The following is a 24,617-nucleotide window of genomic DNA, read 5'->3' as shown; positions in this document are numbered from 1 at the left end:
CCATGGAGGAAAAGCTCAGGGCAGCGGCATGAACCTTAACCAGTGTCCAAAATTACTTGACCAGATCAAGGCCGCTCCTACAGGGGTTCGCGTTCTCCTGTAGGAGCGGCCTTGCGTCGCGATGGGCTGCGCAGCAGCCCCATAGATCTTACGGGTTACCCTGGAGCTCAGTGGTCGTCAACTTCCTCGTCATCCCCACCCGCCACATTCATCCCCAGCTCCTTGATCTTGCGCGTCAGGGTATTACGCCCCCAACCCAGCAACAGCGCCGCGTCCCGGCGCCGTCCGGCGGTGTGCTTGAGCGCCGTCTCTATCATGATCCGTTCAAAACTCGGCACCGCGCTGTCCAGCAGGTTCGACTGCCCACGCGCCAGCGCCTGGTCGGCCCACTGGCGCAGGGCCTGCTCCCAGTTGGTGACCGGTGCGGCATCCTGTGGCAGGTTCAGCAGCTCGGGCGGCAGGTCGCCGATCAGCACCTCGCGGCTGGAGGCCATCACGGTGATCCAGCGGCAGGTGTTTTCCATCTGCCGCACGTTGCCCGGCCACGGCAGATTGCGGATGAACTCTTCGGTTTCCGGCTTGAGGATCTTCGGCTCGACTGCCAGCTCCTGCGCGGCGCGGGCGAGGAAGTGGCGGGCGAGGGCAGGGATGTCCTCGCGGCGGTCGGCCAGCCGCGGAATGTGGATGCGGATCACGTTCAGGCGGTGGAACAAGTCCTCACGGAACTTGCCCGCCTGCACCAGCGACTCCAGGTTCTGGTGGGTCGCAGCAATGATGCGCACGTCGACCTTGACCGGCACATGGCCGCCAACGCGGTAGAACTCGCCATCGGCCAGCACCCGCAGCAGGCGGGTTTGGGTGTCGGCGGGCATATCGCCGATTTCGTCGAGGAACAAGGTGCCGCCATCGGCCTGCTCGAAACGGCCCCGGCGCAGGTTGGCAGCACCGGTGAAGGCACCTTTCTCATGGCCGAACAGCTCGGACTCCATCAAGTCCTTGGGGATGGCCGCCATGTTCAGGGCAATGAACGGCGACGCTGCACGCGGGCTGTGACGGTGCAGGGCGTGGGCCACCAGCTCTTTGCCGGTACCGGACTCGCCGTTGATCAGTACGGTGATGTTGGAATGGCTGAGGCGGCCGATGGCGCGGAACACCTCCTGCATCGCCGGGGCTTCACCGATGATTTCCGGTGTGCGCGCCAGGTTCTGTGGCACGTCCAGGCCTTGCTGCTCCTGGGCGTGCTGGTTGGCGCGCTTTACCAGCGAGACGGCTTCGTCCACATCGAACGGCTTGGGCAGGTACTCGAAGGCTCCGCCTTGGTACGACGCCACGGCGCTGTCGAGGTCGGAATGGGCGGTCATGATGATGACCGGCAGGCGCGGGTGGTGTTCGCGGATCTGTGCCAGCAGGTCGAGGCCGCTGGCGCCCGGCATGCGGATATCTGAAATGATCACGTCCGGTTGCTGGCGTGCCAGGCGGCCCATCACCCCGTCTGCGCTGTCGAAGCTCTGGGTGGTCATGCCTTCTTGTTGCAGGGCTTTTTCCAGGACCCAGCGGATGGAGCGATCATCGTCGACGATCCATACGGTTTCACTTCGGCTCATGAGGCGGTGGCTCCTTGTTCCAGGGGCAGGTAGATCGAGAAGGCGGTGTGGCCTGCGTGGCTTTCGCACTCGATCAGGCCCTGGTGCTGGCTGATGATGTTCTGGGTAATGGCCAGGCCCAGCCCGGTACCGTCCGGGCGGCCGCTGACCATGGGATAGAAGAGGGTGTCTTGCAGTTCCGGTGGAATGCCCGGGCCGTTATCGATGATCTCCACCCGCGCGACCAGGCGGTGGCGAACATGGCCGATGGTGAACTGGCGCAAGGCGCGGCTGCGCAGGGTGATGCGGCCCAGGCGCAGTTCGTTCTGCGAACTGATCGCCTGCATGGCATTGCGCACGATGTTGAGTACGGCCTGGATCATCTGCTCGCGGTCGATCAGCACGTCCGGCAGGCTGGGGTCGTAATCGCGCACCAAAGTGATGCAACCCTGGCTTTCGGCATCGACCAGGCTGCAGACCCGCTCCAGCACTTCGTGGATGTTGGTCATGGCCAGCGACGGCAGCTTGTTCGAACCGAGCATGCGGTCGACCAGGTTGCGCAGGCGGTCGGCCTCCTCGATGATCACGTTGGTGTAGTCGCGCAGGCCTTCTTCGGGTAGCTCGCGGGCCAGCAGCTGGGCCGCGCCGCGAATGCCGCCGAGGGGGTTCTTGATTTCGTGGGCCAGGCCGCGCACCAGCATCTTGGTGGTTTCCTGCTTGCTCAGTTGGGCCTCTTCCTTGGTGATGCGCAGCAGCCGGTCGCGCGGGTGCACCTCCAGCAACAACAGGGTCTGGCCCTGGTTGAGGATGGGGGTTACCGCGTAGTCGACGGTGATGGTCTGCCCGGTCAGCGAGGTGAGCTGCGCTTCGCGCTTGGTGAACGGGTGCGCCTGCTCCACCGCCTGGCGCAACGAGCTGAGCGCCTCGGTCGATTCGGTAAACAGCTCGCTGATGAACTGCCCATGGCTACGTTGACCACTGACGGCCAGCAGCATTTCCGCGGCCGGGTTCATGTACTCCAGGCGCAGCTCGGCGTTGAGCAGCAACGTGGCGGTGGTCAGGTTGTCCAGTAGCAGACGGTGCTGCGCATCGCTGATGGTCATAAGGCGTCGTTGACCTCTTTTGGCGCTTGCCTGGCACTTCTTTGGCCAGGGCCGGGCTCGGGGTGCATCGGCTGATGTGTCTCTCCGCAGAAAAAATGCAAGAAACAAACCAAAGCTCCGAAAAGAAGCGGGATTTGCCGATAAAGGCCTGGATCTGCGCAAATTCGGATCAGAAAGTCTTGGTGAAACGTTTAATGTGAACCAGATTGGGGAGCAAATCGGGGCGCTGCACTCAATCTTGCACCAAGATAGAGCATAGCGTGGGTGGCGAGGGTTCTGCGTGGGGCGCAAACGAAAACGGCCTCCCGAAGGAGGCCGTCGTGATCATTTCACCGGCGCGAGGCGCCGATCAGATCAGCAGCTGTAGTACAGCTCGTATTCCAGCGGGTGCACGAAGGTACGGACCTTGATCTCTTCTTCCGACTTCAGCTCGATGAAGGCATCGATGAAGTCATCGGAGAACACGCCGCCCTTGGTCAGGAACGCACGGCCTTTATCCAGCTCTTCCAGGGCTTCTTTCAGGCTGCCGCACACTTGCGGAATGTCCTTGGCCTCTTCTGGTGGCAGGTCGTACAGGTTCTTGTCGGCAGCATCGCCTGGGTGGATCTTGTTCTGGATGCCATCCAGGCCAGCCATCAGCAGGGCCGCGAAGGCCAGGTACGGGTTGGCCGATGGGTCCGGGAAGCGTGCTTCGATACGGCGGGCTTTCGGGCTGCCGACGTAAGGAATACGGATCGAGGCGGAACGGTTACGAGCCGAGTAGGCCAGCATTACCGGGGCTTCGAAGCCTGGGACCAGACGCTTGTAGGAGTTGGTCGACGGGTTGGTGAAGCCGTTCAGGGCCTTACCGTGCTTGATGATACCGCCGATGAAGTACAGGGCAGTGTCGGACAGGCCGGCATAGCCTTCACCCGAGAAGGTGTTCTTGCCGTCTTTCCAGATCGACATGTGCACGTGCATGCCCGAGCCGTTGTCGCCGTACAGTGGCTTCGGCATGAAGGTGGCGGTACGGCCGTAGGCGTCGGCAACGTTGTGCACGACGTATTTCAGGGCCTGTACTTCGTCAGCTTTCTTCACCAGGGTGTTGAACTTGACGCCGATTTCGTTCTGGCCGGCAGTCGCCACTTCGTGGTGGTGAACTTCAACGATCTGGCCCATTTCTTCCAGTGCGTTGCACATGGCAGTACGGATTTCGTGGTCGTGGTCGAACGGCGGAACCGGGAAGTAGCCGCCTTTCACGCCTGGACGGTGGCCTTTGTTGCCGCCTTCCACGTCAGCGCCGGTCATCCACGAGCCTTGCTCGGAGAAGATCTTGAACATCGAACCGGAGATGTCCGAGTGGAACTTCACTTCGTCGAAGATGAAGAACTCTGGCTCCGGGCCTGCGAATACGGTGTCACCGATGCCGGTGCTCTTCAGGTACTCTTCGGCACGCTTGGCGATCGCACGTGGGTCGCGATCGTAGCCCTGCATGCTCGACGGGTCGACGATGTCGCAGGTGATGATCAGGGTAGGTTCTTCGGTGAACGGGTCCAGGACGGCAGTGTCGTCAACCGGCATCAGGATCATGTCGGAAGCTTCGATGCCTTTCCAGCCAGCAATGGAGGAACCGTCGAACATCTTGCCGACTTCGAAGAAGTCTTCGTCCAGCGCATCACGCGACGGCATGGTCACGTGGTGCTGAATGCCTTTGGTGTCCGTGAAACGCAGATCAATCCACTTGACGTCATGATCTTTGATGAGTTGAACCGACTTCGACATGTTGTCCTCCGGAGGGTCTAGAGCGCGGTGGGCCGCTGCCCTGGAAAAAGGGTGTTGCCGGGCGCGGATAGTCGGCCAAGCTTACCTGCCTCACAAGGGAGCAAATTGCATGCCAGTGCCCGAAAATGGCGAGGGTGGGATAAAAGCAGGCGTTTGCGGGCATTTGGCGGCGAGTTGGCGGGCAAAAGTGCACCCTTACGATGCGGTTTTTGGTGGGTGCGCACTATTATGGTGCGCCTGGTGAGTCTTGTGCCTTTTCCGAGGGCCTCTTCGCGGGTAAACCCGCTCCCACAGGGACCGCACGGATTTCGAGGACTGTGCAAACCCCTGTAGGAGCGGGTTTACCCGCGAAAGGGCCGGAACAGGCGCCACAAAACCCCAGCCTTGCATTTATCTCAAAGCTTCTGATCAAAAGTTGGTCAAATCCTGAGCAGTTTCCGCTATAATTCGCGCCCCACATTTTCGGCAGGCCCTGCGCGCGCTGTTAACCAATGAAACTTATCGTCAAAGTCTTCCCAGAAATCACCATCAAGAGCCGGCCGGTGCGCAAGCGCTTCATCCGCCAGCTCGCCAAGAACATCCGCAACGTGCTCAAGGACCTCGATCCTGAGCTCGCGGTCGATGGTGTCTGGGACAATCTCGAAGTGGTTACCCGCATCGATGACGAAAAAGTCCAGCGCGAGATCATCGAGCGCCTCACCTGCACACCGGGTATCACCCATTTCCTGCAGGTAGAGGAATACCCGCTGGGTGACTTCGACGACATCGTTGCCAAGTGCAAGCAGCACTTCGGCCACTTGCTGGCCGGCAAGCACTTTGCCGTGCGCTGCAAGCGCGGGGGCCACCATGACTTCACCTCGATGGACGTCGACCGTTACGTCGGCAGCCAGCTGCGTCAGCAGTGTGGCGCCGCTGGCATCGAGCTGAAAAAGCCTGAAGTGCTGGTACGCATCGAAATCCGCAACCAGCGCCTGTACGTCATCCACAACCAGCACCAGGGCATCGGCGGCTACCCGCTGGGCGCCCTGGAGCAGACCCTGGTGCTGATGTCCGGTGGCTTCGACTCCACCGTGGCGGCCTACCAGATGATGCGCCGTGGCCTGATGACCCACTTCTGCTTCTTCAACCTCGGCGGCCGTGCCCACGAGCTGGGCGTAATGGAAGTGGCCCACTACCTGTGGAAGAAGTACGGCAGCAGCCAGCGCGTGCTGTTCATCAGCGTGCCGTTCGAGGAAGTGGTCGGCGAGATCCTCAACAAGGTCGACAACAGCTACATGGGCGTGACCCTCAAGCGCATGATGCTGCGCGGTGCCGCGCACATGGCTGACCGCCTGGAGATCGACGCCCTGGTAACTGGCGAGGCCATTTCCCAGGTGTCCAGCCAGACTCTGCCGAACCTGTCGATCATCGACTCGGCCACCGACAAGCTGGTGCTGCGCCCTTTGCTGGCCAGCCACAAGCAGGACATCATCGACCAGGCCAACGAAATCGGCACCGCCGACTTCGCCAAGCACATGCCAGAATACTGCGGCGTGATTTCGGTAAACCCGACCACTCACGCCAAGCGCCACCGCATGGAGCATGAAGAGAAGCAGTTCGACATGGCCGTGCTGGAGCGCGCCCTGGAGCGCGCCAAGCTGATCTCCATCGACCATGTGATCGACGAGCTGGGCAAGGATGTCGAAATCGAGGAAGTGGCCGAGGCACTGTCGGGCCAGATCGTCATCGACATTCGTCACCCCGATGCCCAGGAAGACGAACCCCTGGTACTGGAAGGTATCGAAGTCCAGGCCATGCCGTTTTATGCCATCAACAGCAAGTTCAAGCATCTGGACCCGACGCGCCAGTACTTGCTGTATTGCGACAAGGGTGTGATGAGCCGTTTGCACGCACACCATCTGCTCAGTGAGGGACATGCCAATGTGCGTGTTTATCGTCCGACATAAGACGCCGGGGCTGTTTGGCGGCAGTATCCGCCATCGCCCTCCCGACCGCCGGGCCCGCTGAGCCTTAAACAGTACATATTGGCCGCCTACACTGGCGGCAACCGAATCCTCTGATCGAGATACACTTGTGATCGAAAATCTGCGTAACATCGCCATCATCGCCCACGTTGACCATGGTAAAACCACCCTGGTCGACAAACTCCTGCGTCAGTCCGGCACTCTGGAGCGTAACGAGCTCAACGACGAGCGCGTCATGGACTCCAACGACCAGGAAAAAGAGCGCGGTATTACCATTCTGGCGAAAAACACCGCCATCAACTGGAACGGCTACCACATCAACATCGTCGACACCCCCGGCCACGCCGACTTCGGTGGCGAGGTTGAGCGTGTAATGTCGATGGTCGACTCCGTGCTGCTGCTGGTCGACGCTCAAGACGGCCCTATGCCGCAAACCCGCTTCGTAACCAAGAAGGCCTTCGAAGCCGGCCTGAAGCCAATCGTCGTGATCAACAAGGTTGACCGCCCGGGCGCGCGTCCTGACTGGGTTCTGGACCAGATCTTCGACCTGTTCGACAACCTCGGCGCTACCGACGAGCAGCTGGACTTCAAAGTGGTCTACGCCTCGGCCCTGAACGGCATTGCCGGTCTGGACCACACCGAAATGGGCGAAGACATGACTGCCCTGTACCAGGCTGTCATCGACCACGTTCCAGCGCCAGCTGTTGACCGTGACGGCCCGTTCCAGATGCAGATCTCCGCACTGGACTACAACAGCTTCCTGGGTGTTATCGGCGTTGGCCGTATTGCCCGTGGTCGCATCAAGCCGAACACCCCGGTTGTTGCCATCGACGCTGACGGCAAGAAGCGTAACGGCCGTATCCTCAAGCTGATGGGCCACCACGGCCTGCACCGCGTTGACGTTGAAGAAGCCCAGGCTGGCGACATCGTCTGCATCAGCGGTTTCGACGAGCTGTTCATCTCCGACACCCTGTGCGACCCGACTGCCGTTGAGGCGATGAAGCCGCTGACCGTTGACGAGCCAACCGTTTCGATGACCTTCCAGGTCAACGACTCGCCGTTCTGCGGCAAGGAAGGCAAGTTCGTCACCAGCCGTAACATCAAGGACCGCCTGGACAAAGAGCTGCTGTACAACGTTGCCCTGCGCGTTGAAGAAACCGATTCCCCAGACAAGTTCAAGGTCTCGGGCCGTGGCGAGCTGCACCTGTCGGTACTGATCGAAACCATGCGTCGCGAAGGCTTCGAGCTGGCCCTGGGCCGCCCGGAAGTAATCATTCGTGAAGTAGACGGCGTCAAGCAAGAGCCGTTCGAAAACGTCACCATCGATATCCCTGAAGAATCCCAGGGCAAGGTGATGGAAGAAATGGGTCTGCGTAAAGGCGACCTGACCAACATGGTTCCGGATGGCAAGGGCCGTGTACGCCTGGAATACAACATTCCGGCGCGTGGTCTGATCGGTTTCCGTAACCAGTTCCTGACCCTGACCAACGGTGCAGGCATCCTGACCTCGATCTTCGACCGCTACGACGCGGTGAAGTCCGGCCACATGTCCGGCCGTCAGAACGGCGTACTGGTTTCGGTCGAAACCGGCAAGGCGCTGACCTACTCGCTGGAAACCCTGCAGGCGCGTGGCAAGCTGTTTGTCGAGCACGGTCAGGAGATCTACAACGGTCAGATCATCGGCCAGAACAGCCGCGACAACGACCTGGGCGTCAACCCTACCAAGGGCAAGAAGCTCGACAACATGCGTGCTTCGGGTAAAGACGAAGTCATCGCCCTGGTTCCGCCGGTTCGCTTCACCCTGGAACAGGCTCTGGAATACATCCAGGAAGACGAGCTGTGCGAAGTAACGCCGAAGTCCATCCGTCTTCGCAAGAAGATCCTGGACGAAAGCGAGCGTACCCGCGCTGCCAAGAAAGCCAAAAACAGCTGAGTTAGCTCTGGCTGAATGAAAACGCCCCCGGTCGAAAGGCCGGGGGCGTTTTTTTTACCTTGAGATTTTGGGGCCGCTTTGCGGCCCTATCGCGACACAAGGCCGCTCCTACAAGTTACCGCGGTCTCCTGTAGGAGCGGCCTTGTGTCGCGATAGGGCTGCAAAGCAGCCCCAGGATCTCAAATGTAAAGCAGGATCAGCGCCCGACCACCTTGGGCTTATAGGCGCAATACCCCGGCCGCGGCCCGACCTTGGGGTGGTTGCGGCAGGTATCCGGGCGCTTGTCATAAATGGTGCACAGCCGGCTCTTACGATCCAGGTACATGCAGTCATCGTTGCTCATCCGGGTCAGGGTGAAGATGCCCGACTTCTGGTTGAAGCGCTCGATGATGCCTTCTTTTTGCAGGCGCTTGGCCACGTTCTTCGGCGGTTCGTCTTTCTCGAACTCGTCTACCACGCCGATACGGATCAGATCCTTGATCTTCACCTCCACCGGCAGGGTGCAGCAGGTCGAATGGCAGCCATGGCACATGTTGCTGGTATAGCGCTGCCAGGTCTCCAGGCGGTCGACTTCGGCCGCGGCGATCAGGGTCGTTTTCATCTTTATAGGGTGGATCACGGTCTTGGGGCGCGCGATCATACCGGAATTGTTCAATTTATGAACAACCTTTTGCCGGATTGGCAAAGTGGGCATGAAAACTGCGAACACTAACTGTCACTCCCTGTCGAAGGGGCTAGTCTCATCAATCTCCCTCCGCTTTCGTCAACTTGCCAGAGGATGCCGCATGTCCCAGGAACCCGAAGCACGTGACGCCGAGGTGGCCGAATTTCGTGCCGCTGTACTGAACAAACTGACCTACGCCGTTGGCAAGGACCCGGAGCATGCGTTCGACCACGACTGGTTCGAAGCCATCGCCCTGGCCGCGCGCGATCACATGGTCGACCACTGGATGGACCATACCCGCCTGGCCTACCGCCGTAGCCAGAAGCGGGTCTATTACCTCTCCCTCGAGTTCCTCATCGGGCGCTTGCTGTACGACAGCCTGAGCAACCTTGGCCTGCTGGACATCGCCCGTGATGCGCTGGAAGGGCTGGATGTGGACCTGGAGCGTATCCGTCTGCTCGAGCCCGACGCCGCGCTGGGTAACGGTGGTCTCGGTCGCCTGGCGGCGTGCTTCATGGAAAGCATGTCCACCCTCGGTATTGCCGCCCATGGTTACGGCATCCGCTACGAGCATGGTTTGTTCCGTCAGGCCGTGGTCGATGGTTGGCAGCAGGAACAGACCGAAAACTGGCTGGACTTCGGTAACCCCTGGGAGTTCGAGCGTGCCGAGGTGATCTACCCGATCAGCTTCGGCGGCAGTGTCGAAACCGTGAACGACGCCAGTGGTGCCCAGCGCCAGGTATGGTCGCCAGGCGAAACGGTGCGGGCGGTGGCGTACGACACGCCCGTGGTGGGCTGGCGTGGGTCCAGCGTCAATACCTTGCGGCTGTGGCGTGCGCGGGCGCTGGAAGAGCTGCACCTGGAGCGCTTCAATGCCGGTGATCACCTGGGGGCGGTGGCCGAAGTGGCGCGGGCCGAGAGTATTTCCCGCGTGCTGTACCCGGCCGACAGCACTGAGGCCGGGCAGGAACTGCGCCTGCGCCAGGAGTACTTCTTTGTGTCGGCTTCGCTGCAGGACTTGCTGCGCCGCCACCTGAACATGCACAAGGACTTGCTCAACCTGCCCGACGCCGCGGCCATCCAGCTCAACGACACGCACCCTTCGATTGCCGTGGCAGAGCTGATGCGCCTGCTGGTAGACCAGCACGAAGTGCCGTGGGACAAGGCCTGGGAGCTGACCGTGGGCACGCTCGCCTACACCAACCACACCTTGCTGCCCGAGGCCCTGGAAACCTGGCCGGTAGCCCTGATGGAGCGCATGCTGCCGCGGCACATGCAGATCATCTACCTGATCAATGCCTACCATATCGACGCATTGCGGGCCAAAGGGCTGCACGATTTCGACGTGCTGCGCGCCGTATCGCTGATCGAGGAAGACAACGGCCGCCGGGTGCGCATGGGTAACCTGGCGTTCCTCGGCTCGCACAGCGTCAACGGGGTGTCTGCGCTGCACAGCAAGCTGATGAAAAGCACGGTGTTCTCCGAGCTGCACAAGCTCTACCCGCAACGGATCAACAACAAGACCAACGGCATTACCTTCCGCCGCTGGCTGTACCAGTCAAACCCACAGCTGACCGAGATGCTGGTCGAAGCGCTCGGGCCGGGGCTCAAGGACGACCCTGAAGGGCTTCTGGCTGGCCTCGTGCCATTTGCCGACAAGGCGAGTTTCCGCAAGCAGTTCGCCGCTCAGCGCCTGCACAGCAAGCGCGCCCTGGCCAGCATCATCCAGGACCGCATTGGGGTCACGGTGAACCCCGAAGCGATGTTCGATGTGCAGGTCAAGCGGATCCACGAGTACAAGCGCCAGTTGCTCAACCTGCTGCACACCGTGGCGCTGTACCAGGCCATACGCAACGACCCTGGCACCAATTGGGTGCCGCGGGTGAAGATCTTTGCCGGCAAGGCTGCGGCCAGTTACCACCAGGCCAAGCTGATCATCAAGCTGGCCAACGACATCGCCCGGGTGGTGAACAACGACCCGACCGTGCGCGGCCTGCTCAAGGTGGTGTTCCTGCCCAACTACAACGTCAGCCTGGCAGAAAGCATCATCCCGGCGGCAGACCTTTCCGAGCAGATTTCCACGGCCGGTTATGAAGCCTCCGGTACCAGCAACATGAAGTTCGGCCTGAACGGTGCGCTGACCATCGGCACCCTGGACGGTGCCAACGTGGAAATGTGCGAACAGGTGGGCGCCGACAACATGTTCATCTTCGGCCTCACTGCGCAGCAGGTCGAGGCGCGCAAGCGTGCCGGTGACTTTGGTGCCAATGCCGCCATTGCCGCTTCCAACCGCTTGAGCGACGTGCTGCAGGCCATTCGCAGCGGTGTGTTCTCGCCAGACGACCCTTCACGCTACGCCGGGTTGATCGACGGGCTGGTGGCCTATGACCGCTTCCTGGTGTGTGCCGACTTCGATGCCTACTGGGATGCCCAGCGGCGGGTCGAGGAACTGTGGCACACGCCGCAGGAGTGGTGGCGCATGGCGGTGTTGAACACGGCACGGATGGGCTGGTTCTCGTCGGACCGCACCATTCGCGAATATGCCACCGACATCTGGAAGGCCCTCGACTGACAAGCGACCGCGGTCTTTGTAGGAGCGGCCTTGTGTCGCGATAGGGCCGCAAAGCGGCCCCGGCAATCTTTGCGTTACAGCTGAGAACCGCGGGCCGCTTTGCGGCCCTATCGCGACACAAGGCCGCTCCTACAGAGATTGCGCAAGCCTGGAGCAATTAGACAGCCGGCCTGGCGAAGGCTGAACTAGCGACCTATTGTGCCGTCTGAGAGCCGTGGCGAGTCTCATTGCTCGCTAGCCCGCCACTCTCCCTGTAAACTGCGGGGGTTTTTACTTCCCCAATCCTTTCGGAGCCATACATGTCCCGCGTTACCCTGAGTCGCTATCTGATTGAGCAGACCCGCAGCAACAATACCCCTGCCGATCTGCGCTTCCTGATCGAAGTGGTGGCGCGTGCGTGCAAGGAAATCAGCCATCACGTGTCCAAAGGCGCCCTCGGCGGCGTGCTGGGCAGCATGGGCACTGAAAACGTGCAGGGCGAAGTCCAGAAGAAACTGGACGTGATTTCCAACGATATCCTGCTGGAAGCCAACGAGTGGGGCGGCCACCTGGCCGGCATGGCTTCCGAAGAAATGGACAATGCCTACCAGATCCCGGGCAAATACCCGAAAGGCGCGTACCTGCTGGTCTTCGACCCACTGGACGGTTCGTCGAACATCGACGTCAACGTCTCGGTCGGCACCATCTTCTCGGTGCTGCGTTGCCCTAACCAGTACCTGAGCCAGAACGAAAGCCTGAACGAAGAAGCCTTCCTGCAGCCAGGCACCGAGCAGGTCGCCGCCGGTTACGCCATCTACGGCCCGCAGACCATGCTGATCCTGACCCTGGGCAACGGCGTCAAGGGCTTCACCCTGGACCGTGAACTGGGCAGCTTCGTGCTGACCCACGAAAACATCCAGGTGCCGGCGACCACCGCCGAATTCGCCATCAACATGTCCAACCAGCGTCACTGGGAAGCCCCGGTCCAACGCTACGTGGGCGAACTGCTGGCCGGCGAAACCGGCCCGTTGAAAAAGAACTACAACATGCGCTGGATCGCCTCGATGGTGGCCGACGTGCACCGCATCCTGACCCGTGGCGGCCTGTTCATGTACCCACGTGACGCCCGCGAGCCAAGCAAGCCGGGCAAGCTGCGCCTGATGTACGAAGCCAACCCGATGTCGTTCATCATCGAACAGGCAGGCGGCGCCTCTACCAACGGTTACGATCGCATCCTCGACATCAAGCCAGAAAGCCTGCACCAGCGCGTGTCGGTGATCCTTGGCTCGAAGGAAGAGGTAGAGCGCGTCACCGCCTACCACAAGGAGTAAGTCATGCTCGCACCTTGGCAGCCGTTGCTGGAATGGTGGTTCGGTTGGGGCACCAGTGCCCAGGCCGTGGCTGACGAGAAGAGCACGCTGTGGTTCGGCAAGCATCACGATGCCGATGCCCATGCGCTGTTTGGCGACCTGGTCGAGCACGCCCTGGCGGGCGGGCTCGAGGAATGGCAGCAAAGCCCGCAGGGCTGGCTGGGCTTGCTGATCCTGCTGGACCAGTTGCCGCGCATGATCTACCGCGACACGCCGCGCGCCTTCGAGGGCGACCGGCGTGCCCAGGTGGTGGCCATGCAGGGCCTGCAGAAGGGCTGGGACTACCAGCTGCTGCCGATCCAGCGTGTGTTCGTGCTGCTGGTGCTGGAGCATGCCGAGGTGCTGGACTGGCAGAACCTGTGTGTCGAGCGTTATCAGTTGTTGCTGGACGAGCAGCCCGAAGCCAGCCGGCGGCTGTTCGAAGGCTTCCTGGACTATGCCGAGCAGCACCAGCGGGTGATTGCCCGGTTTGGGCGTTTCCCGCACCGCAACCTGGTGCTGGAGCGGCCGAGCACCAGCGAAGAAATGGACTTTTTGCTGGAGCCTGGGTCCAGATTCTGATGCCCACGGGGCCTGCTGCGCAGGCCATCGCGACGCAAGGCCGCCCCTGAAAAGGGGCGGCCTTTTTATTGGCACGCGGTTAATGCTTTGTGATTAATCGCACAGTAGTGGCCATCCGACCAATGGTGTAGGGGCAAAGTGGGTAGGGCAGGGAACCTGGGAGGGATTTTCCCGTCGAAGGTCACTGCAGGCCACTCGCCTGTTTCCCCTCTCCAGGAGTGTCCTTCATGTCGTTGCGTTCCCTCGCCCTGTTGTCGTTGTGCGTCGTCCTGACTGCGTGCAGCAAGATCAACCAGGAAAACTATTCCAAGATCAAGGCCGGTATGAACAAGGCCGAGGTCGAGCAGCTGCTCGGCACGCCGACCGAGTGTTCTGGCGCGCTGGGCATGAGCAGCTGCACCTGGGGGGACGAGAAGAGCTTCATCAGCGTGCAGTACGCGGCTGACAAGGTGCTGATGTATTCAGGGCAGGGCCTCAAATGAGGCGTCTGTACCTGCTGATGGGGGTATGCCTGGCGTTGCTGCTGGGCGGTTGTGCGGGCTCCGTGCACGACCCGCTGGCGCCGAAGACCGCTGGCAACGTCGACCTCAAGCGCTACCAGGGCAAATGGTTCGAGCTGGCGCGCCTGCCCATGCGCTACCAGACCGGCTGCGAGCAGTCCGAGGCGCACTACAACCTCAAGCCTGATGGCACGTATGGTGTGCTCAACCGTTGCCGCACCATGGGTGATGAGTGGCTGCGTGCCGAGGGGCACGCAAGCATCCAGGAGCCGGGGCACACCGACAAGCTGTGGGTAGAGTTCGATAACTGGTTTACCAAGCTGGTGCCTGGCGTGGCGCGGGGCGAATACTGGATCCTGTACGTGGACGATCGCTACCGCACGGCAGTGGTCGGCAGCCCGGACCGCAAGTACCTGTGGATACTGTCACGCACGCCGACGTTGCCGGCCTGGGAGCGCGAGCACCTGCTGGCCAAGGCGCGGCAGCAGGGGTATGACACCAGCCGGCTGATCTGGCGGGCGTCCGATCAGCAAATCGTAAAAATGCACTGATTTTTGGGGCCGCTTTGCGGCCCTTTCGCGACACAAGGCCGCTCCTACAGGGATACGCGTTCCCCTGTAGGAGCGGCCTTGTGTCGCGAAAGGGCTGCAAAGCAGCCCAATACGCTCAACCCAAGAGCTGCCGCAGCACCCCGGCAAACGCCTGCGCGCTTTCCTCTTCCTGGGCATGCCGCCCCTGGCGCACCACCCATTGCCCATTCACCATCACATCCCGCACCTGGCGATCCCCGCCAGCAAACAGCCAGCGGTTGAGAATGGCATCGCCATCCGCCAGGGCGATGTAGGGGTCCTGCCCATCCAGTACCAGCCAGTCGGCGCGCTTGCCCACGGCCAGTTCACCGACCGCTTGCCCCAGTGCCTGGGCACCGCCCGCCAGCGCGGCGTCGTACAGCGTGCGCCCGACCATCGGTTGATCGCCGCGGTACAAGCGGTTGCGTCGCTGGTCACGCAGCCGCTGGCCATATTCCAGCCAGCGCAGTTCTTCCACCACGCTTAGCGACACATGGCTGTCCGAGCCAATGCCCATACGCCCGCCCTGGGCCAGGAAGTCCACCGCCGGGAAAATCCCGTCGCCCAGGTTGGCTTCGGTGGTCAGGCACAACCCAGCCACCGCGCCACTGCGGGCCATGGCGGTGACTTCATCCGGCTCGGCATGGGTGGCATGCACCAGGCACCAGCGACGGTCCACCTCCACATGCTCGTACAACCATTGCAGCGGGCGCAGGCCGCTCCAGGCCAGGCAGTCGTCGACCTCCTTCTGCTGCTCGGCGATATGGATATGCACCGGGCATTGCTTGTCGCTGGCCGCCAGCACTTCGGCGATCTGCCCTGGCGTCACCGCACGCAGCGAGTGGAAGCACAGGCCCAGATGCTGCGCGGGTTGCGCGGCCAGCAGCGGGGCCAGTTGCGCTTGCAGTTGCAGGTACTGTTCGGTTGAGTTGATGAAGCGCCGCTGCCCGTCGTTCGGTGCCTGCCCGCCGAACCCGGCATGGCTGTACAGCACCGGCAACAAGGTCAGGCCAATGCCACTGTCGGCTGCGGCCGCGCTGATGCGGCGGGACAGCTCGGCCGGGTCGGCGTAGGCCTTGCCTGCCTGGTCGTGGTGCACGTAATGGAATTCGGCCACCGAGGTATAGCCGGCCTTGAGCATTTCGATATACAGCTGGCGGGCGATGACCTGCAATTGGTCCGGGTTGATCTGCCCGACCAGGCGGTACATCAAGTCGCGCCAGGTCCAGAAGCTGTCGTTGGGGTTACCGGCGACTTCCGCCAAGCCCGCCATCGCACGCTGGAAGGCATGCGAGTGCAAGTTGGGCATGCCGGGCAGCAATGGGCCGGCCAGGCGCTCGGCGCCTTCGGCCGAAGCGCCCGGCTCGATGCGGGTCACATGGCCATCGCTGGCGACCTCGATACGGACATGGCTGGCCCAGCCCGTAGGCAACAGAGCGCGTTCGGCGAAGTAGGCGGACATCGGTCAAATCCTGTTATTGTTAACTTGTATATACATATACAGGCGTTTGCCTGCCGGGTAAACTGCGGCAAGCTACCGCTCATTCCCTATGCACAAGGATCCAACGCCGTGCCGACACCTCCTGTCTCCGCGCTGGTTGCCCAGATGGGCGAGGGCCCGGCGCCGCTGTACGCCCGGGTCAAACAGATGATCATCCAGCAGATCGACAACGGCAGCTGGCCGCCGCATCACCGGGTCCCCTCGGAGAGTGAACTGGTCAACGAGCTAGGCTTCAGCCGCATGACCATCAACCGTGCCCTGCGCGAACTCACGGCCGACGGCCTGCTGGTGCGCATGCAAGGGGTCGGCACTTTCGTAGCCGAGCCCAAGGGCCGTTCGGCGTTGTTCGAAGTCAACAACATTGCCGATGAAATTGCCGCACGCGGTCATCAGCATAGCTGCCAGGTGATCACGCTCACCGAGGAGGCAGCCGGTTCCGAGCGGGCCCTGGCGCTGGACATGCGCGAAGGCCAGCGGGTGTTCCACTCGCTGATTGTGCATTTCGAGAACGGCGTGCCGGTGCAGATCGAGGACCGCTACGTCAACGCGGCGATCGCACCCGACTACCTCAAGCAGGATTTCACCCGGCAGACGCCTTACGCCTACCTGTCCCAGGTGGCGCCGCTGACAGAGGGTGAGCACGTGGTCGAAGCCATCCTGGCAGAGCCGGAAGAATGCCGCCTGCTGCAGATCGAGCGGGGCGAACCTTGCCTGCTGATCCGCCGTCGTACCTGGTCCGGTCGCCAGCCGGTAACCGCTGCGCGGCTGATCCACCCCGGTTCCCGTCATCGCCTGGAAGGACGTTTCAGCAAATGAGCCAGCTGCAGTTGTTGCGCGCGCAGGATTACCCGCGCATGCCGTGGAAGAACGGTGGCGGTTTCACCGAAGAGATCACCCGCGACAGCGGCGAGGGCCTGGACGGCTTTGGCTGGCGCCTGTCGATTGCTGATATCGAAGAGTCTGGCGGCTTTTCCACCTTCGCCGGTTACCAGCGCATCATCACCGTGCTACAGGGCGACGGCATGCGCCTGTTGGTCGATGGCCAGCCCAGCCGGCCGTTGCTGCCGTTTGATGCCTTTGCCTTCGGCGGTGAAAGCCAGGTCAGCTGCAAGCTGCTGGGCGGGCCGATCCGCGATTTCAACCTGATCTATGCACCGCAGCGGTACCGGGCGAGGTTGCAGTGGTTTGATGGCACGAGCCGGTTGTACAGCTCGGCGTCGACAGTGCTGTTGTTTGCTGCCAGCAGCCACGTGGAAGTGGCCATGGCGGGGCGTGAGGTGGAGCGGTTGGGGTTGTATGACTGCTTGCGGCTGGAGGGCAACGATGAGTTGCTTGGGTTGGAGGTATTGGGGCGGTTCTGCCTGATCGAACTCATTACACGTTGAGATAGCCGGGGCTGCTGCGCAGCCCTTTCGCGACGCAAGGCCGCTCCTACAAAGACTGCGTTTGCCCAGGCTGGCGCGGTCACCTGTAGGAGCGGCCTTGCGTCGCGAAAGGGCCGCAAAGCGGCCCCAGCTTTCCCAGCCTGCTAGCGAATCAGTCCGAATATTTTGGTTGTCGATGCTTGTACATACAAGTAAAGGTGTGTTTGTATATTGACCACGACATACCCGCCCGCGGACGACCGCAGAGGACCTTTCCCGTGACCGACAACAACAAATACCGTGACGTTGAAATCCGTGCCCCACGTGGCAACAAGCTGACCGCCAAAAGCTGGCTGACCGAAGCGCCACTGCGCATGCTGATGAACAACCTCGACCCACAGGTTGCGGAAAACCCGAAAGAACTGGTGGTGTACGGCGGTATCGGCCGCGCCGCCCGTAACTGGGAATGCTACGACAAGATCGTCGAAACCCTGACCCGCCTGGAAGACGACGAAACCCTGCTGGTGCAGTCGGGCAAGCCGGTCGGCGTGTTCAAGACCCACAGCAACGCCCCGCGCGTGCTGATCGCCAACTCCAACCTGGTGCCGCACTGGGCCAACTGGGAACACTTCAACGAACTGGACGCCAAAGGCCTGGCCATGTACGGCCAGATGACCGCCGGCAGCTGGATCTACATCGGCAGCCAGGGCATCGTCCAGGGCACTTATGAAACCTTCGTCGAAGCCGGCCGCCAGCACTACGGCGGCAGCCTGAAAGGCAAGTGGGTACTCACCGCAGGCCTCGGCGGCATGGGCGGCGCCCAGCCACTGGCTGCCACCCTGGCCGGCGCCTGCTCGCTGAACATCGAATGCCAGCAGAGCCGCATCGACTTCCGTCTGGAAACCCGCTACGTCGACGAGCAGGCCAACGACCTCGACGACGCCCTGGTGCGCATCGCCAAGTACACCGCCGAGGGCAAGGCCATCTCCATCGCCCTGCACGGCAACGCTGCCGAAATCCTGCCAGAGCTGGTCAAGCGTGGCGTGCGCCCGGACATGGTCACCGACCAGACCAGCGCCCACGACCCGCTCAACGGCTACTTGCCCGCCGGCTGGACCTGGGAGCAGTACCGCGACCGCGCGCAGACCGAACCGGCTGCAGTGGTCAAGGCCGCCAAGCAGTCGATGGCCGTGCACGTGCAGGCCATGCTGGACTTCCAGAAGCAGGGCGTGCCGACCTTCGACTATGGCAACAACATCCGCCAGATGGCCAAGGAAGAGGGCGTGGCCAATGCCTTCGACTTCCCGGGCTTCGTCCCTGCCTATATCCGTCCGCTGTTCTGCCGCGGGGTTGGCCCGTTCCGCTGGGCGGCGCTGTCTGGCGAGGCCGAGGACATCTACAAGACCGACGCCAAGGTCAAGGAACTGATCCCTGACGACGCCCACCTGCACCGCTGGCTGGACATGGCCCGCGAGCGCATCAGCTTCCAGGGCCTGCCAGCACGTATCTGCTGGGTTGGCCTGGGCCTGCGCGCCAAGCTGGGCCTGGCCTTCAACGAAATGGTCCGCAGCGGCGAGCTGTCGGCGCCGGTCGTGATCGGCCGTGACCACCTGGACTCGGGTTCGGTCTCCAGCCCCAACCGCGAAACCGAAGCCATGCGTGATGGCTCGGACGCTGTGTCCGACTGGCCGCTGCTCAACGCCCTGCTGAACACCGCAGGCGGCGCTACCTGGGTGTCGTTGCACCATGGTGGTGGTGTGGGCATGGGCTTCTCGCAGCACTCGGGCATGGTCATCGTCTGCGACGGTACCGATGAAGCCGCCGAGCGCATCGCCCGTGTACTGACCAACGACCCAGGGACTGGCGTCATGCGCCACGCCGATGCCGGTTATGACATCGCCATCGACTGCGCCAAGGAGCAGGGCCTGGACCTGCCGATGATCACTGGCTGATCGCCACGCTTTGGATCGCACCCCGCCAGGGGTGATACTGAACAACAAGAAGGAGCGCGCAGGCACCCACGAACGGGCCTGCGGCTCCACGCGATTTGGAGTAGTAACGTGACCGAACTCACCCTCAAGCCGGGCACCCTGACCCTGGCCCAGCTGCGCGCGATCTACGCCGCGCCCGTGCGCCTGCAACTGGATGCCAGCGCCGCGCCGGCCATCGACGCCAGCGTCGCCTGTGTCGAGCAGATCATTGCCGAAGACCGCACCGCCTATGGCATCAACACCGGTTTCGGCCTGCTGGCCTCGACCCGCATCGCCAGCCACGACCTGGAAAACCTGCAGCGCTCGCTGGTGCTGTCCCACGCCGCCGGTATCGGCGCGCCGCTGGATGACGACCTGGTGCGGTTGATCATGGTGCTGAAAATCAACAGCCTCAGCCGCGGCTTCTCCGGCATTCGCCGCAAAGTCATCGACGCGCTGATCGCCCTGGTCAACGCCGAAGTCTACCCGCACATCCCGCTGAAAGGCTCGGTGGGTGCTTCCGGTGACCTGGCGCCACTGGCGCACATGTCGCTGGTGCTGCTGGGCGAAGGCAAAGCCCGCTACAAGGGCCAGTGGCTGTCGGCCACCGAAGCCCTGGCGGTTGCCGGCCTCGAACCGCTGACCCTGGCTGCCAAAGAGGGCCTGGCCCTGCTTAACGGCACCCAGGCGTCCACCGCCTATGCCCTGCGTGGCCTGTTCTATGCCGAAGACCTGTACGCGGCGGCTATCGCCTGCGGCGGCCTGAGCGTCGAAGCCGTACTGGGCTCGCGTTCGCCGTTCGATGCGCGCATTCACGAAGCGCGTGGCCAGCGCGGCCAGATCGACACCGCCGCCTGCTTCCGCGACCTGCTGGGCGAAGCCAGCGAAGTGTCGCTGTCGCACAAGAACTGCGACAAGGTCCAGGACCCGTACTCGCTGCGCTGCCAGCCGCAGGTCATGGGCGCGTGCCTGACCCAACTGCGCCAGGCTGCCGAGGTGCTGGGTATCGAAGCCAACGCCGTGTCGGACAACCCGCTGGTGTTCGCTGCCGAGGGTGACGTGATTTCCGGTGGCAACTTCCACGCAGAACCGGTGGCCATGGCCGCCGACAACCTGGCCCTGGCCATCGCCGAAATCGGTTCGCTCAGCGAGCGCCGCATCTCGCTGATGATGGACAAGCACATGTCCCAGCTGCCGCCGTTCCTGGTGGAAAACGGTGGGGTCAACTCCGGCTTCATGATCGCCCAGGTCACCGCTGCCGCCCTGGCCAGCGAGAACAAGGCCCTGTCGCACCCACACAGCGTCGATAGCCTGCCGACCTCGGCCAACCAGGAAGACCACGTGTCGATGGCCCCGGCTGCCGGCAAGCGCCTGTGGGAAATGGCCGAAAACACCCGTGGCGTGCTGGCCATCGAATGGCTGGGCGCCTGCCAGGGCCTGGACCTGCGCAAAGGCCTGAAAACTTCCGCCAAGCTGGAGCAAGCGCGCCAGGCGCTGCGCAGCGAAGTGCCGCACTATGACCGTGACCGTTTCTTTGCGCCGGACATCGAAAAGGCTGTGGAACTGTTGGCCAAGGGTAGTTTGACCGGTTTGCTGCCGGCAGGTGTGCTGCCAAGCCTGTAATGCCCCCAGGGGCCGCTGTGCGGCCCATTCGCAGCACAAGGCTGCTCCTACAAAAGCGACGCGCTCCCTTGTAGGAGCAGCCTTGTGCTGCGAAAGGGCTGCAAGCCAGCCCCCTGATCTCACGACCACAAAAACAATTTAAGGACGTGACATGCAACAAGCTCAAGGTCTCAAGCGCGGGCTAAATGCTCGCCACATCCGTTTCATGGCCCTCGGTTCGGCCATCGGAACCGGGCTGTTCTACGGCTCCGCCTCAGCCATCCAGATGGCCGGCCCGGCCGTGCTGCTGGCTTACCTGATCGGCGGCGCCGCTGTGTTCATGGTCATGCGCGCCCTCGGCGAAATGGCCGTGCACAACCCGGTGGCCGGCTCCTTCGGCCACTACGCCAGCACCTACCTCGGCCCCATGGCCGGCTTCATCCTCGGCTGGACCTACGCCTTCGAGATGGTCATCGTCGCCATCGCCGACGTTACTGCCTTCGGTATCTACATGGGCTTCTGGTTCCCGGAAGTGGCCCGCTGGATCTGGGTGCTGGGCATCGTCTTCATCATCGGCGGCCTCAACCTGTGCAACGTCAAGGTCTTTGGCGAGATGGAATTCTGGCTGTCGCTGCTCAAGGTCGGCGCCATCGTCGCAATGATCCTGGCCGGCCTTGGCATCATGGCCTTCGGTTTCAGCCAGGTGGGTACCGGGCATGCCGTAGGGCTGAGCAACCTGTTCGACCATGGCGGCTTCATGCCCAATGGCGTAAGCGGGCTGATCGCCTCCTTTGCCGTGGTGATGTTCGCCTTCGGCGGCATCGAGATCATTGGCGTGACTGCCGGTGAAGCCAAGGACCCGCAGCGGGTCATCCCCAAGGCAATCAACGCCGTGCCCCTGCGCATCCTGCTGTTCTATGTGCTCACCCTGTTCGTGCTGATGTGCCTGTACCCGTGGCCGCAGATCGGCAGCGAAGGCAGCCCGTTCGTGCAGATCTTCAGCAACCTGGGGATTGGCTCTGCCGCCGCAGTGCTGAACGTGGTGGTGATTTCCGCTGCGATCTCGGCCATCAACAGTGACATCTTTGGTGCTGGCCGCATGATGTATGGCCTGGCCCAGCAAGGCCATGCGCCACGCAGTTTCGGCAAGCTGTCGAAACACGGTGTGCCATGGATGACCGTGGTGGTGATGGGCGCCGCGCTGCTGATCGGCGTGCTGCTCAACTACCTGATCCCGGAGAACGTGTTCCTGCTGATCGCTTCGATCGCCACCTTCGCCACCGTGTGGGTGTGGTTGATGATCCTGCTCACCCAAGTGGCCATGCGCCGCAGCATGAGCCGTGAAGAGGTGGCCCAGCTCAAGTTCCCGGTACCGTTCTGGCCATACGGCCCGGCCATGGCCATTGCGTTCATGGTGTTCATCTTTGGCGTGCTCGGCTACTTCCCGGATACCCAGGCGGCATTGATCGTCGGCGTGGTCTGGGTGGTGTTCCTGGTGGCGTCCTACCTGCTGTGGTGCAAGCCGCGCGCAGGGCAGGGCCAGCCAGTAGCAGAGCCAGTCGAGCTGCACCGCTAGCAAAGGAGATTTGCGCATGAGAACCCTCTGGCAGCATTGCCATGTGGCCACCATGGCCGAGGGCCGTTACTCGGCCATCGAAGACGCGGCCATCGTCACCCGCGCCGGGCTGATCGAATGGATCGGCCCACGGGCCGAGCTGGCGCAGGTCGACGCTGACCGTACGGTGGACCTGGGCGGCGCCTGGGTCACCCCGGGGCTGATCGACTGCCACACCCACGCGGTGTTCGGTGGCAACCGCAGCGGCGAGTTCGAGCAGCGCCTGCAAGGCGTCAGCTATGCCGAAATTGCCGCCCAGGGCGGTGGTATCGCCAGCACCGTGCGGGCCACCCGCGCGGCCAGCGAGGACGAGCTGTTCGCCAGTGCCCGCCAGCGGGTTCAGGCGCTGATGCGCGATGGCGTAACCACTCTCGAGATCAAGTCCGGTTACGGCCTGGACCTGACCAACGAGCGCAAGATGCTGCGCGTGGCCCGGCGCCTGGCCGACGAGCTGCCGCTGGCGGTGCGCGCCACCTGCCTGGCCGCGCACGCCTTGCCGCCGGAGTACGCCGGCCGGGCCGACGACTACATCGCGCACATCTGTGACGAGATGCTGCCGGCCCTGGCCGCCGAAGGCCTGGTGGATGCGGTGGATGCCTTCTGCGAACACCTGGCGTTCTCCCCGGCCCAGGTCGAGCGACTGTTCATCAAGGCGCGTGAGCTGGGCCTGCCGGTCAAGCTGCACGCCGAACAGCTGTCGTCGCTGCATGGTTCGAGCCTGGCGGCCCGCTACCAGGCGCTGTCGGCCGACCACCTGGAGTTCATGACCGAGGAAGACGCCATTGCCATGGCCGCAGCCGGCACGGTCGCCGTGCTGCTGCCGGGCGCCTTCTACTTCCTGCGCGAAACCCAGTTGCCGCCCATGGACGCATTGCGCCGCCACGGGGTGAAGATTGCCCTGGCCAGCGACCTCAACCCCGGCACTTCGCCCGGGCTGTCGCTGCGGCTGATGCTGAACATGGGCTGCACCTGCTTCCGCATGACCCCGGAAGAAGCCTTGGCCGGCGTCACCGTGCATGCCGCCACGGCCTTGGGCCTGGGCGACAGCCACGGCTCGCTGGAAGTGGGCAAGGTAGCCGACTTCGTCGCCTGGCAAATCGAACGCCCCGCCGACCTGGCCTACTGGCTGGGCGGCGACCTGCCCAAGCGCGTAGTGCGCAAAGGCCACGAAATCTCCAACTGAGCGAGGCACGATGGACAAGGTTCTGAGTTTTCACCAAGGCCGCCTGCCGCTGTTGATCAGCATGCCGCACGCCGGCCTGCGCCTGAGCGACGCCGTGCGCGACGGCCTGGTCGACGAAGCGCGCAGCTTGCCGGACACCGACTGGCACATCCCGCAGTTGTACGACTTCGCCCGCGACCTGGGCGCCAGCGTGGTAGCCGCAGAGTACTCGCGCTTCGTCATCGACCTGAACCGCCCGGATGACGACAAGCCGTTGTACGCAGGCGCCACCACTGGCCTGTACCCGGCCACGTTGTTCGAAGGCGAACCCCTGTTCAAGGAGGGGCTGGCGCCGTCTGGCGAAGAACGCAAACGCTACCTGGAGCAGATCTGGCGCCCGTATCACGGCACCCTTCGCCGCGAGCTGGACCGGTTGCGCGAGCAGTTTGGCTATGCACTGCTGTGGGATGCCCACTCGATCCGTTCGCACATCCCGCACCTGTTCGATGGCAAGTTGCCCGACTTCAACCTGGGTACCTTCAATGGCGCCAGCTGCGATCCAGTGCTGGCCGAGCGTTTGCAGGGCGTATGTGCCGAAGCCCGAAACTACAGCCATGTACTCAATGGCCGCTTCAAGGGTGGGCACATTACCCGGCATTACGGCGACCCGGCCAACCACATCCATGCAGTGCAGCTGGAGCTGGCACAAAGCACCTACATGAATGAAACCGAGCCATTTGCCTACCGCGAAGACCTGGCGCAACCGACCCAGCAAGTACTGCAGCAGCTTTTGCAGGCACTGCTGGATTGGGGCAAGGAGCAGTACGGACGTTGATGTTTGCCC

19 protein-coding genes are annotated in these 24,617 nt (G+C 62.6%); 14 read left to right on the top strand and 5 right to left on the bottom strand.

Translation table 11 applies throughout. The annotated features are described in order from the left end of the window. Positions 1-167 precede the first annotated feature (167 nt). From ntrC to glnA, 3 genes are all read right to left on the bottom strand, one after another. Positions 168-1,604 (bottom strand): nitrogen regulation protein NR(I), encoded by a 1,437-nt coding sequence (ntrC, locus tag ABI582_RS12730; protein WP_442119337.1) that lies wholly within the window; start codon positions 1,602-1,604, stop codon positions 168-170. Further along, positions 1,601-2,686 (bottom strand): nitrogen regulation protein NR(II), encoded by a 1,086-nt coding sequence (gene glnL / locus ABI582_RS12725; RefSeq protein ID WP_016489593.1) that lies wholly within the window; start codon positions 2,684-2,686, stop codon positions 1,601-1,603. Before glnL ends, ntrC begins: the two co-directional genes overlap by 4 nt. Positions 2,687-3,040: 354 nt before the next feature. Then, entirely contained in the window at positions 3,041-4,447 is a 1,407-nt protein-coding gene (glnA, locus tag ABI582_RS12720) for a type I glutamate--ammonia ligase (RefSeq protein ID WP_043200634.1), read from the bottom strand. 491 nt (positions 4,448-4,938) lie between these two features. Here glnA and thiI point away from each other — a divergent pair, with 491 nt between their 5' ends. Beyond that, a complete protein-coding gene (thiI, locus tag ABI582_RS12715; RefSeq protein WP_442119336.1) occupies positions 4,939-6,393 on the top strand; it encodes a tRNA uracil 4-sulfurtransferase ThiI in 1,455 nt (484 codons plus the stop codon). A gap of 127 nt (positions 6,394-6,520) precedes the next feature. Beyond that, positions 6,521-8,344 (top strand): translational GTPase TypA, encoded by a 1,824-nt coding sequence (typA, locus tag ABI582_RS12710; RefSeq protein ID WP_016489590.1) that lies wholly within the window; start codon positions 6,521-6,523, stop codon positions 8,342-8,344. A 196-nt stretch (positions 8,345-8,540) separates the two neighbouring features. On the opposite strand, the gene ABI582_RS12705 is transcribed toward typA, so the two are convergent. After that, positions 8,541-8,945 (bottom strand): YkgJ family cysteine cluster protein, encoded by a 405-nt coding sequence (locus ABI582_RS12705; RefSeq protein WP_003249225.1) that lies wholly within the window; start codon positions 8,943-8,945, stop codon positions 8,541-8,543. Between the two features lie 184 nt (positions 8,946-9,129). On the opposite strand from ABI582_RS12705, the gene ABI582_RS12700 reads away from it, so the two are divergent. The 5 genes from ABI582_RS12700 to ABI582_RS12680 all read left to right on the top strand — a co-directional run bounded on the left by ABI582_RS12700 (position 9,130) and on the right by ABI582_RS12680 (position 14,541). Beyond that, entirely contained in the window at positions 9,130-11,580 is a 2,451-nt protein-coding gene (locus tag ABI582_RS12700; protein ID WP_338745489.1) for a glycogen/starch/alpha-glucan phosphorylase, read from the top strand. A 299-nt stretch (positions 11,581-11,879) separates the two neighbouring features. Then, a complete protein-coding gene (locus ABI582_RS12695) occupies positions 11,880-12,890 on the top strand; it encodes a class 1 fructose-bisphosphatase (RefSeq protein ID WP_012274595.1) in 1,011 nt (336 codons plus the stop codon). A gap of 3 nt (positions 12,891-12,893) precedes the next feature. Further along, positions 12,894-13,490, top strand: a complete 597-nt coding sequence (locus ABI582_RS12690) for a DUF924 family protein (protein ID WP_019472569.1) — start codon at positions 12,894-12,896, stop codon at positions 13,488-13,490. Positions 13,491-13,717: 227 nt separating this feature from the next. Further along, positions 13,718-13,972, top strand: a complete 255-nt coding sequence (bamE, locus tag ABI582_RS12685; RefSeq protein WP_003249234.1) for an outer membrane protein assembly factor BamE domain-containing protein — start codon at positions 13,718-13,720, stop codon at positions 13,970-13,972. Further along, positions 13,969-14,541 carry a lipocalin family protein gene (locus ABI582_RS12680; RefSeq protein WP_019472570.1) on the top strand — a complete coding sequence of 191 codons (573 nt, stop codon included), beginning with the start codon at positions 13,969-13,971 and terminating at the stop codon, positions 14,539-14,541. The genes bamE and ABI582_RS12680 overlap by 4 nt, the downstream gene beginning before the upstream one ends. Before the next feature lie 115 nt (positions 14,542-14,656). On the opposite strand, the gene ABI582_RS12675 is transcribed toward ABI582_RS12680, so the two are convergent. Beyond that, entirely contained in the window at positions 14,657-16,021 is a 1,365-nt protein-coding gene (locus ABI582_RS12675) for a formimidoylglutamate deiminase (protein WP_442119335.1), read from the bottom strand. A 144-nt stretch (positions 16,022-16,165) separates the two neighbouring features. On the opposite strand from ABI582_RS12675, the gene hutC reads away from it, so the two are divergent. The 7 genes from hutC (at position 16,166) to hutG (ending at position 24,608) form a co-directional block, all read left to right on the top strand. After that, entirely contained in the window at positions 16,166-16,876 is a 711-nt protein-coding gene (gene hutC, locus ABI582_RS12670) for a histidine utilization repressor (protein ID WP_169725194.1), read from the top strand. After that, positions 16,873-17,445, top strand: coding sequence for a HutD/Ves family protein (locus ABI582_RS12665; protein WP_442119334.1), 573 nt, complete (start codon positions 16,873-16,875; stop codon positions 17,443-17,445). Before hutC ends, ABI582_RS12665 begins: the two co-directional genes overlap by 4 nt. A 257-nt stretch (positions 17,446-17,702) precedes the next feature. Further along, positions 17,703-19,376: a urocanate hydratase gene (gene hutU, locus ABI582_RS12660; protein WP_442119333.1), complete on the top strand. Its 1,674-nt coding sequence runs from the start codon at positions 17,703-17,705 to the stop codon at positions 19,374-19,376. 108 nt (positions 19,377-19,484) lie between these two features. Continuing rightward, positions 19,485-21,017, top strand: a complete 1,533-nt coding sequence (gene hutH, locus ABI582_RS12655; RefSeq protein ID WP_132845208.1) for a histidine ammonia-lyase — start codon at positions 19,485-19,487, stop codon at positions 21,015-21,017. A gap of 151 nt (positions 21,018-21,168) precedes the next feature. Further along, positions 21,169-22,572 carry an amino acid permease gene (locus ABI582_RS12650; RefSeq protein ID WP_442119332.1) on the top strand — a complete coding sequence of 468 codons (1,404 nt, stop codon included), beginning with the start codon at positions 21,169-21,171 and terminating at the stop codon, positions 22,570-22,572. 16 nt (positions 22,573-22,588) lie between these two features. Then, complete coding sequence (gene hutI / locus ABI582_RS12645; protein ID WP_442119331.1) at positions 22,589-23,794, top strand: imidazolonepropionase; 1,206 nt, start codon at positions 22,589-22,591, stop codon at positions 23,792-23,794. A gap of 10 nt (positions 23,795-23,804) precedes the next feature. Further along, positions 23,805-24,608 carry an N-formylglutamate deformylase gene (gene hutG / locus ABI582_RS12640; protein WP_442119330.1) on the top strand — a complete coding sequence of 268 codons (804 nt, stop codon included), beginning with the start codon at positions 23,805-23,807 and terminating at the stop codon, positions 24,606-24,608. Positions 24,609-24,617 lie beyond the last annotated feature (9 nt).

The organism is Pseudomonas sp. SAS7 (genome assembly GCF_052112345.1).
GTDB classification, from domain to species: Bacteria; Pseudomonadota; Gammaproteobacteria; order Pseudomonadales; family Pseudomonadaceae; genus Aquipseudomonas; species Aquipseudomonas putida_Q.
This window is presented reverse-complemented; position numbering and strand designations above follow the sequence as displayed.

Coding starts and splice junctions, on each gene's coding strand:
- ntrC (WP_442119337.1), bottom strand. CDS start 1,604: ATGAGCCGAAGTGAAACCGTATGGATCGTCGACGATGATCGCTCCATC.
- glnL (WP_016489593.1), bottom strand. CDS start 2,686: ATGACCATCAGCGATGCGCAGCACCGTCTGCTACTGGACAACCTGACC.
- glnA (WP_043200634.1), bottom strand. CDS start 4,447: ATGTCGAAGTCGGTTCAACTCATCAAAGATCATGACGTCAAGTGGATT.
- thiI (WP_442119336.1), top strand. CDS start 4,939: ATGAAACTTATCGTCAAAGTCTTCCCAGAAATCACCATCAAGAGCCGG.
- ABI582_RS12705 (WP_003249225.1), bottom strand. CDS start 8,945: ATGAAAACGACCCTGATCGCCGCGGCCGAAGTCGACCGCCTGGAGACC.
- ABI582_RS12700 (WP_338745489.1), top strand. CDS start 9,130: ATGTCCCAGGAACCCGAAGCACGTGACGCCGAGGTGGCCGAATTTCGT.
- ABI582_RS12695 (WP_012274595.1), top strand. CDS start 11,880: ATGTCCCGCGTTACCCTGAGTCGCTATCTGATTGAGCAGACCCGCAGC.
- ABI582_RS12690 (WP_019472569.1), top strand. CDS start 12,894: ATGCTCGCACCTTGGCAGCCGTTGCTGGAATGGTGGTTCGGTTGGGGC.
- bamE (WP_003249234.1), top strand. CDS start 13,718: ATGTCGTTGCGTTCCCTCGCCCTGTTGTCGTTGTGCGTCGTCCTGACT.
- ABI582_RS12680 (WP_019472570.1), top strand. CDS start 13,969: ATGAGGCGTCTGTACCTGCTGATGGGGGTATGCCTGGCGTTGCTGCTG.
- ABI582_RS12675 (WP_442119335.1), bottom strand. CDS start 16,021: ATGTCCGCCTACTTCGCCGAACGCGCTCTGTTGCCTACGGGCTGGGCC.
- hutC (WP_169725194.1), top strand. CDS start 16,166: ATGGGCGAGGGCCCGGCGCCGCTGTACGCCCGGGTCAAACAGATGATC.
- ABI582_RS12665 (WP_442119334.1), top strand. CDS start 16,873: ATGAGCCAGCTGCAGTTGTTGCGCGCGCAGGATTACCCGCGCATGCCG.
- ABI582_RS12650 (WP_442119332.1), top strand. CDS start 21,169: ATGCAACAAGCTCAAGGTCTCAAGCGCGGGCTAAATGCTCGCCACATC.
- hutI (WP_442119331.1), top strand. CDS start 22,589: ATGAGAACCCTCTGGCAGCATTGCCATGTGGCCACCATGGCCGAGGGC.
- hutG (WP_442119330.1), top strand. CDS start 23,805: ATGGACAAGGTTCTGAGTTTTCACCAAGGCCGCCTGCCGCTGTTGATC.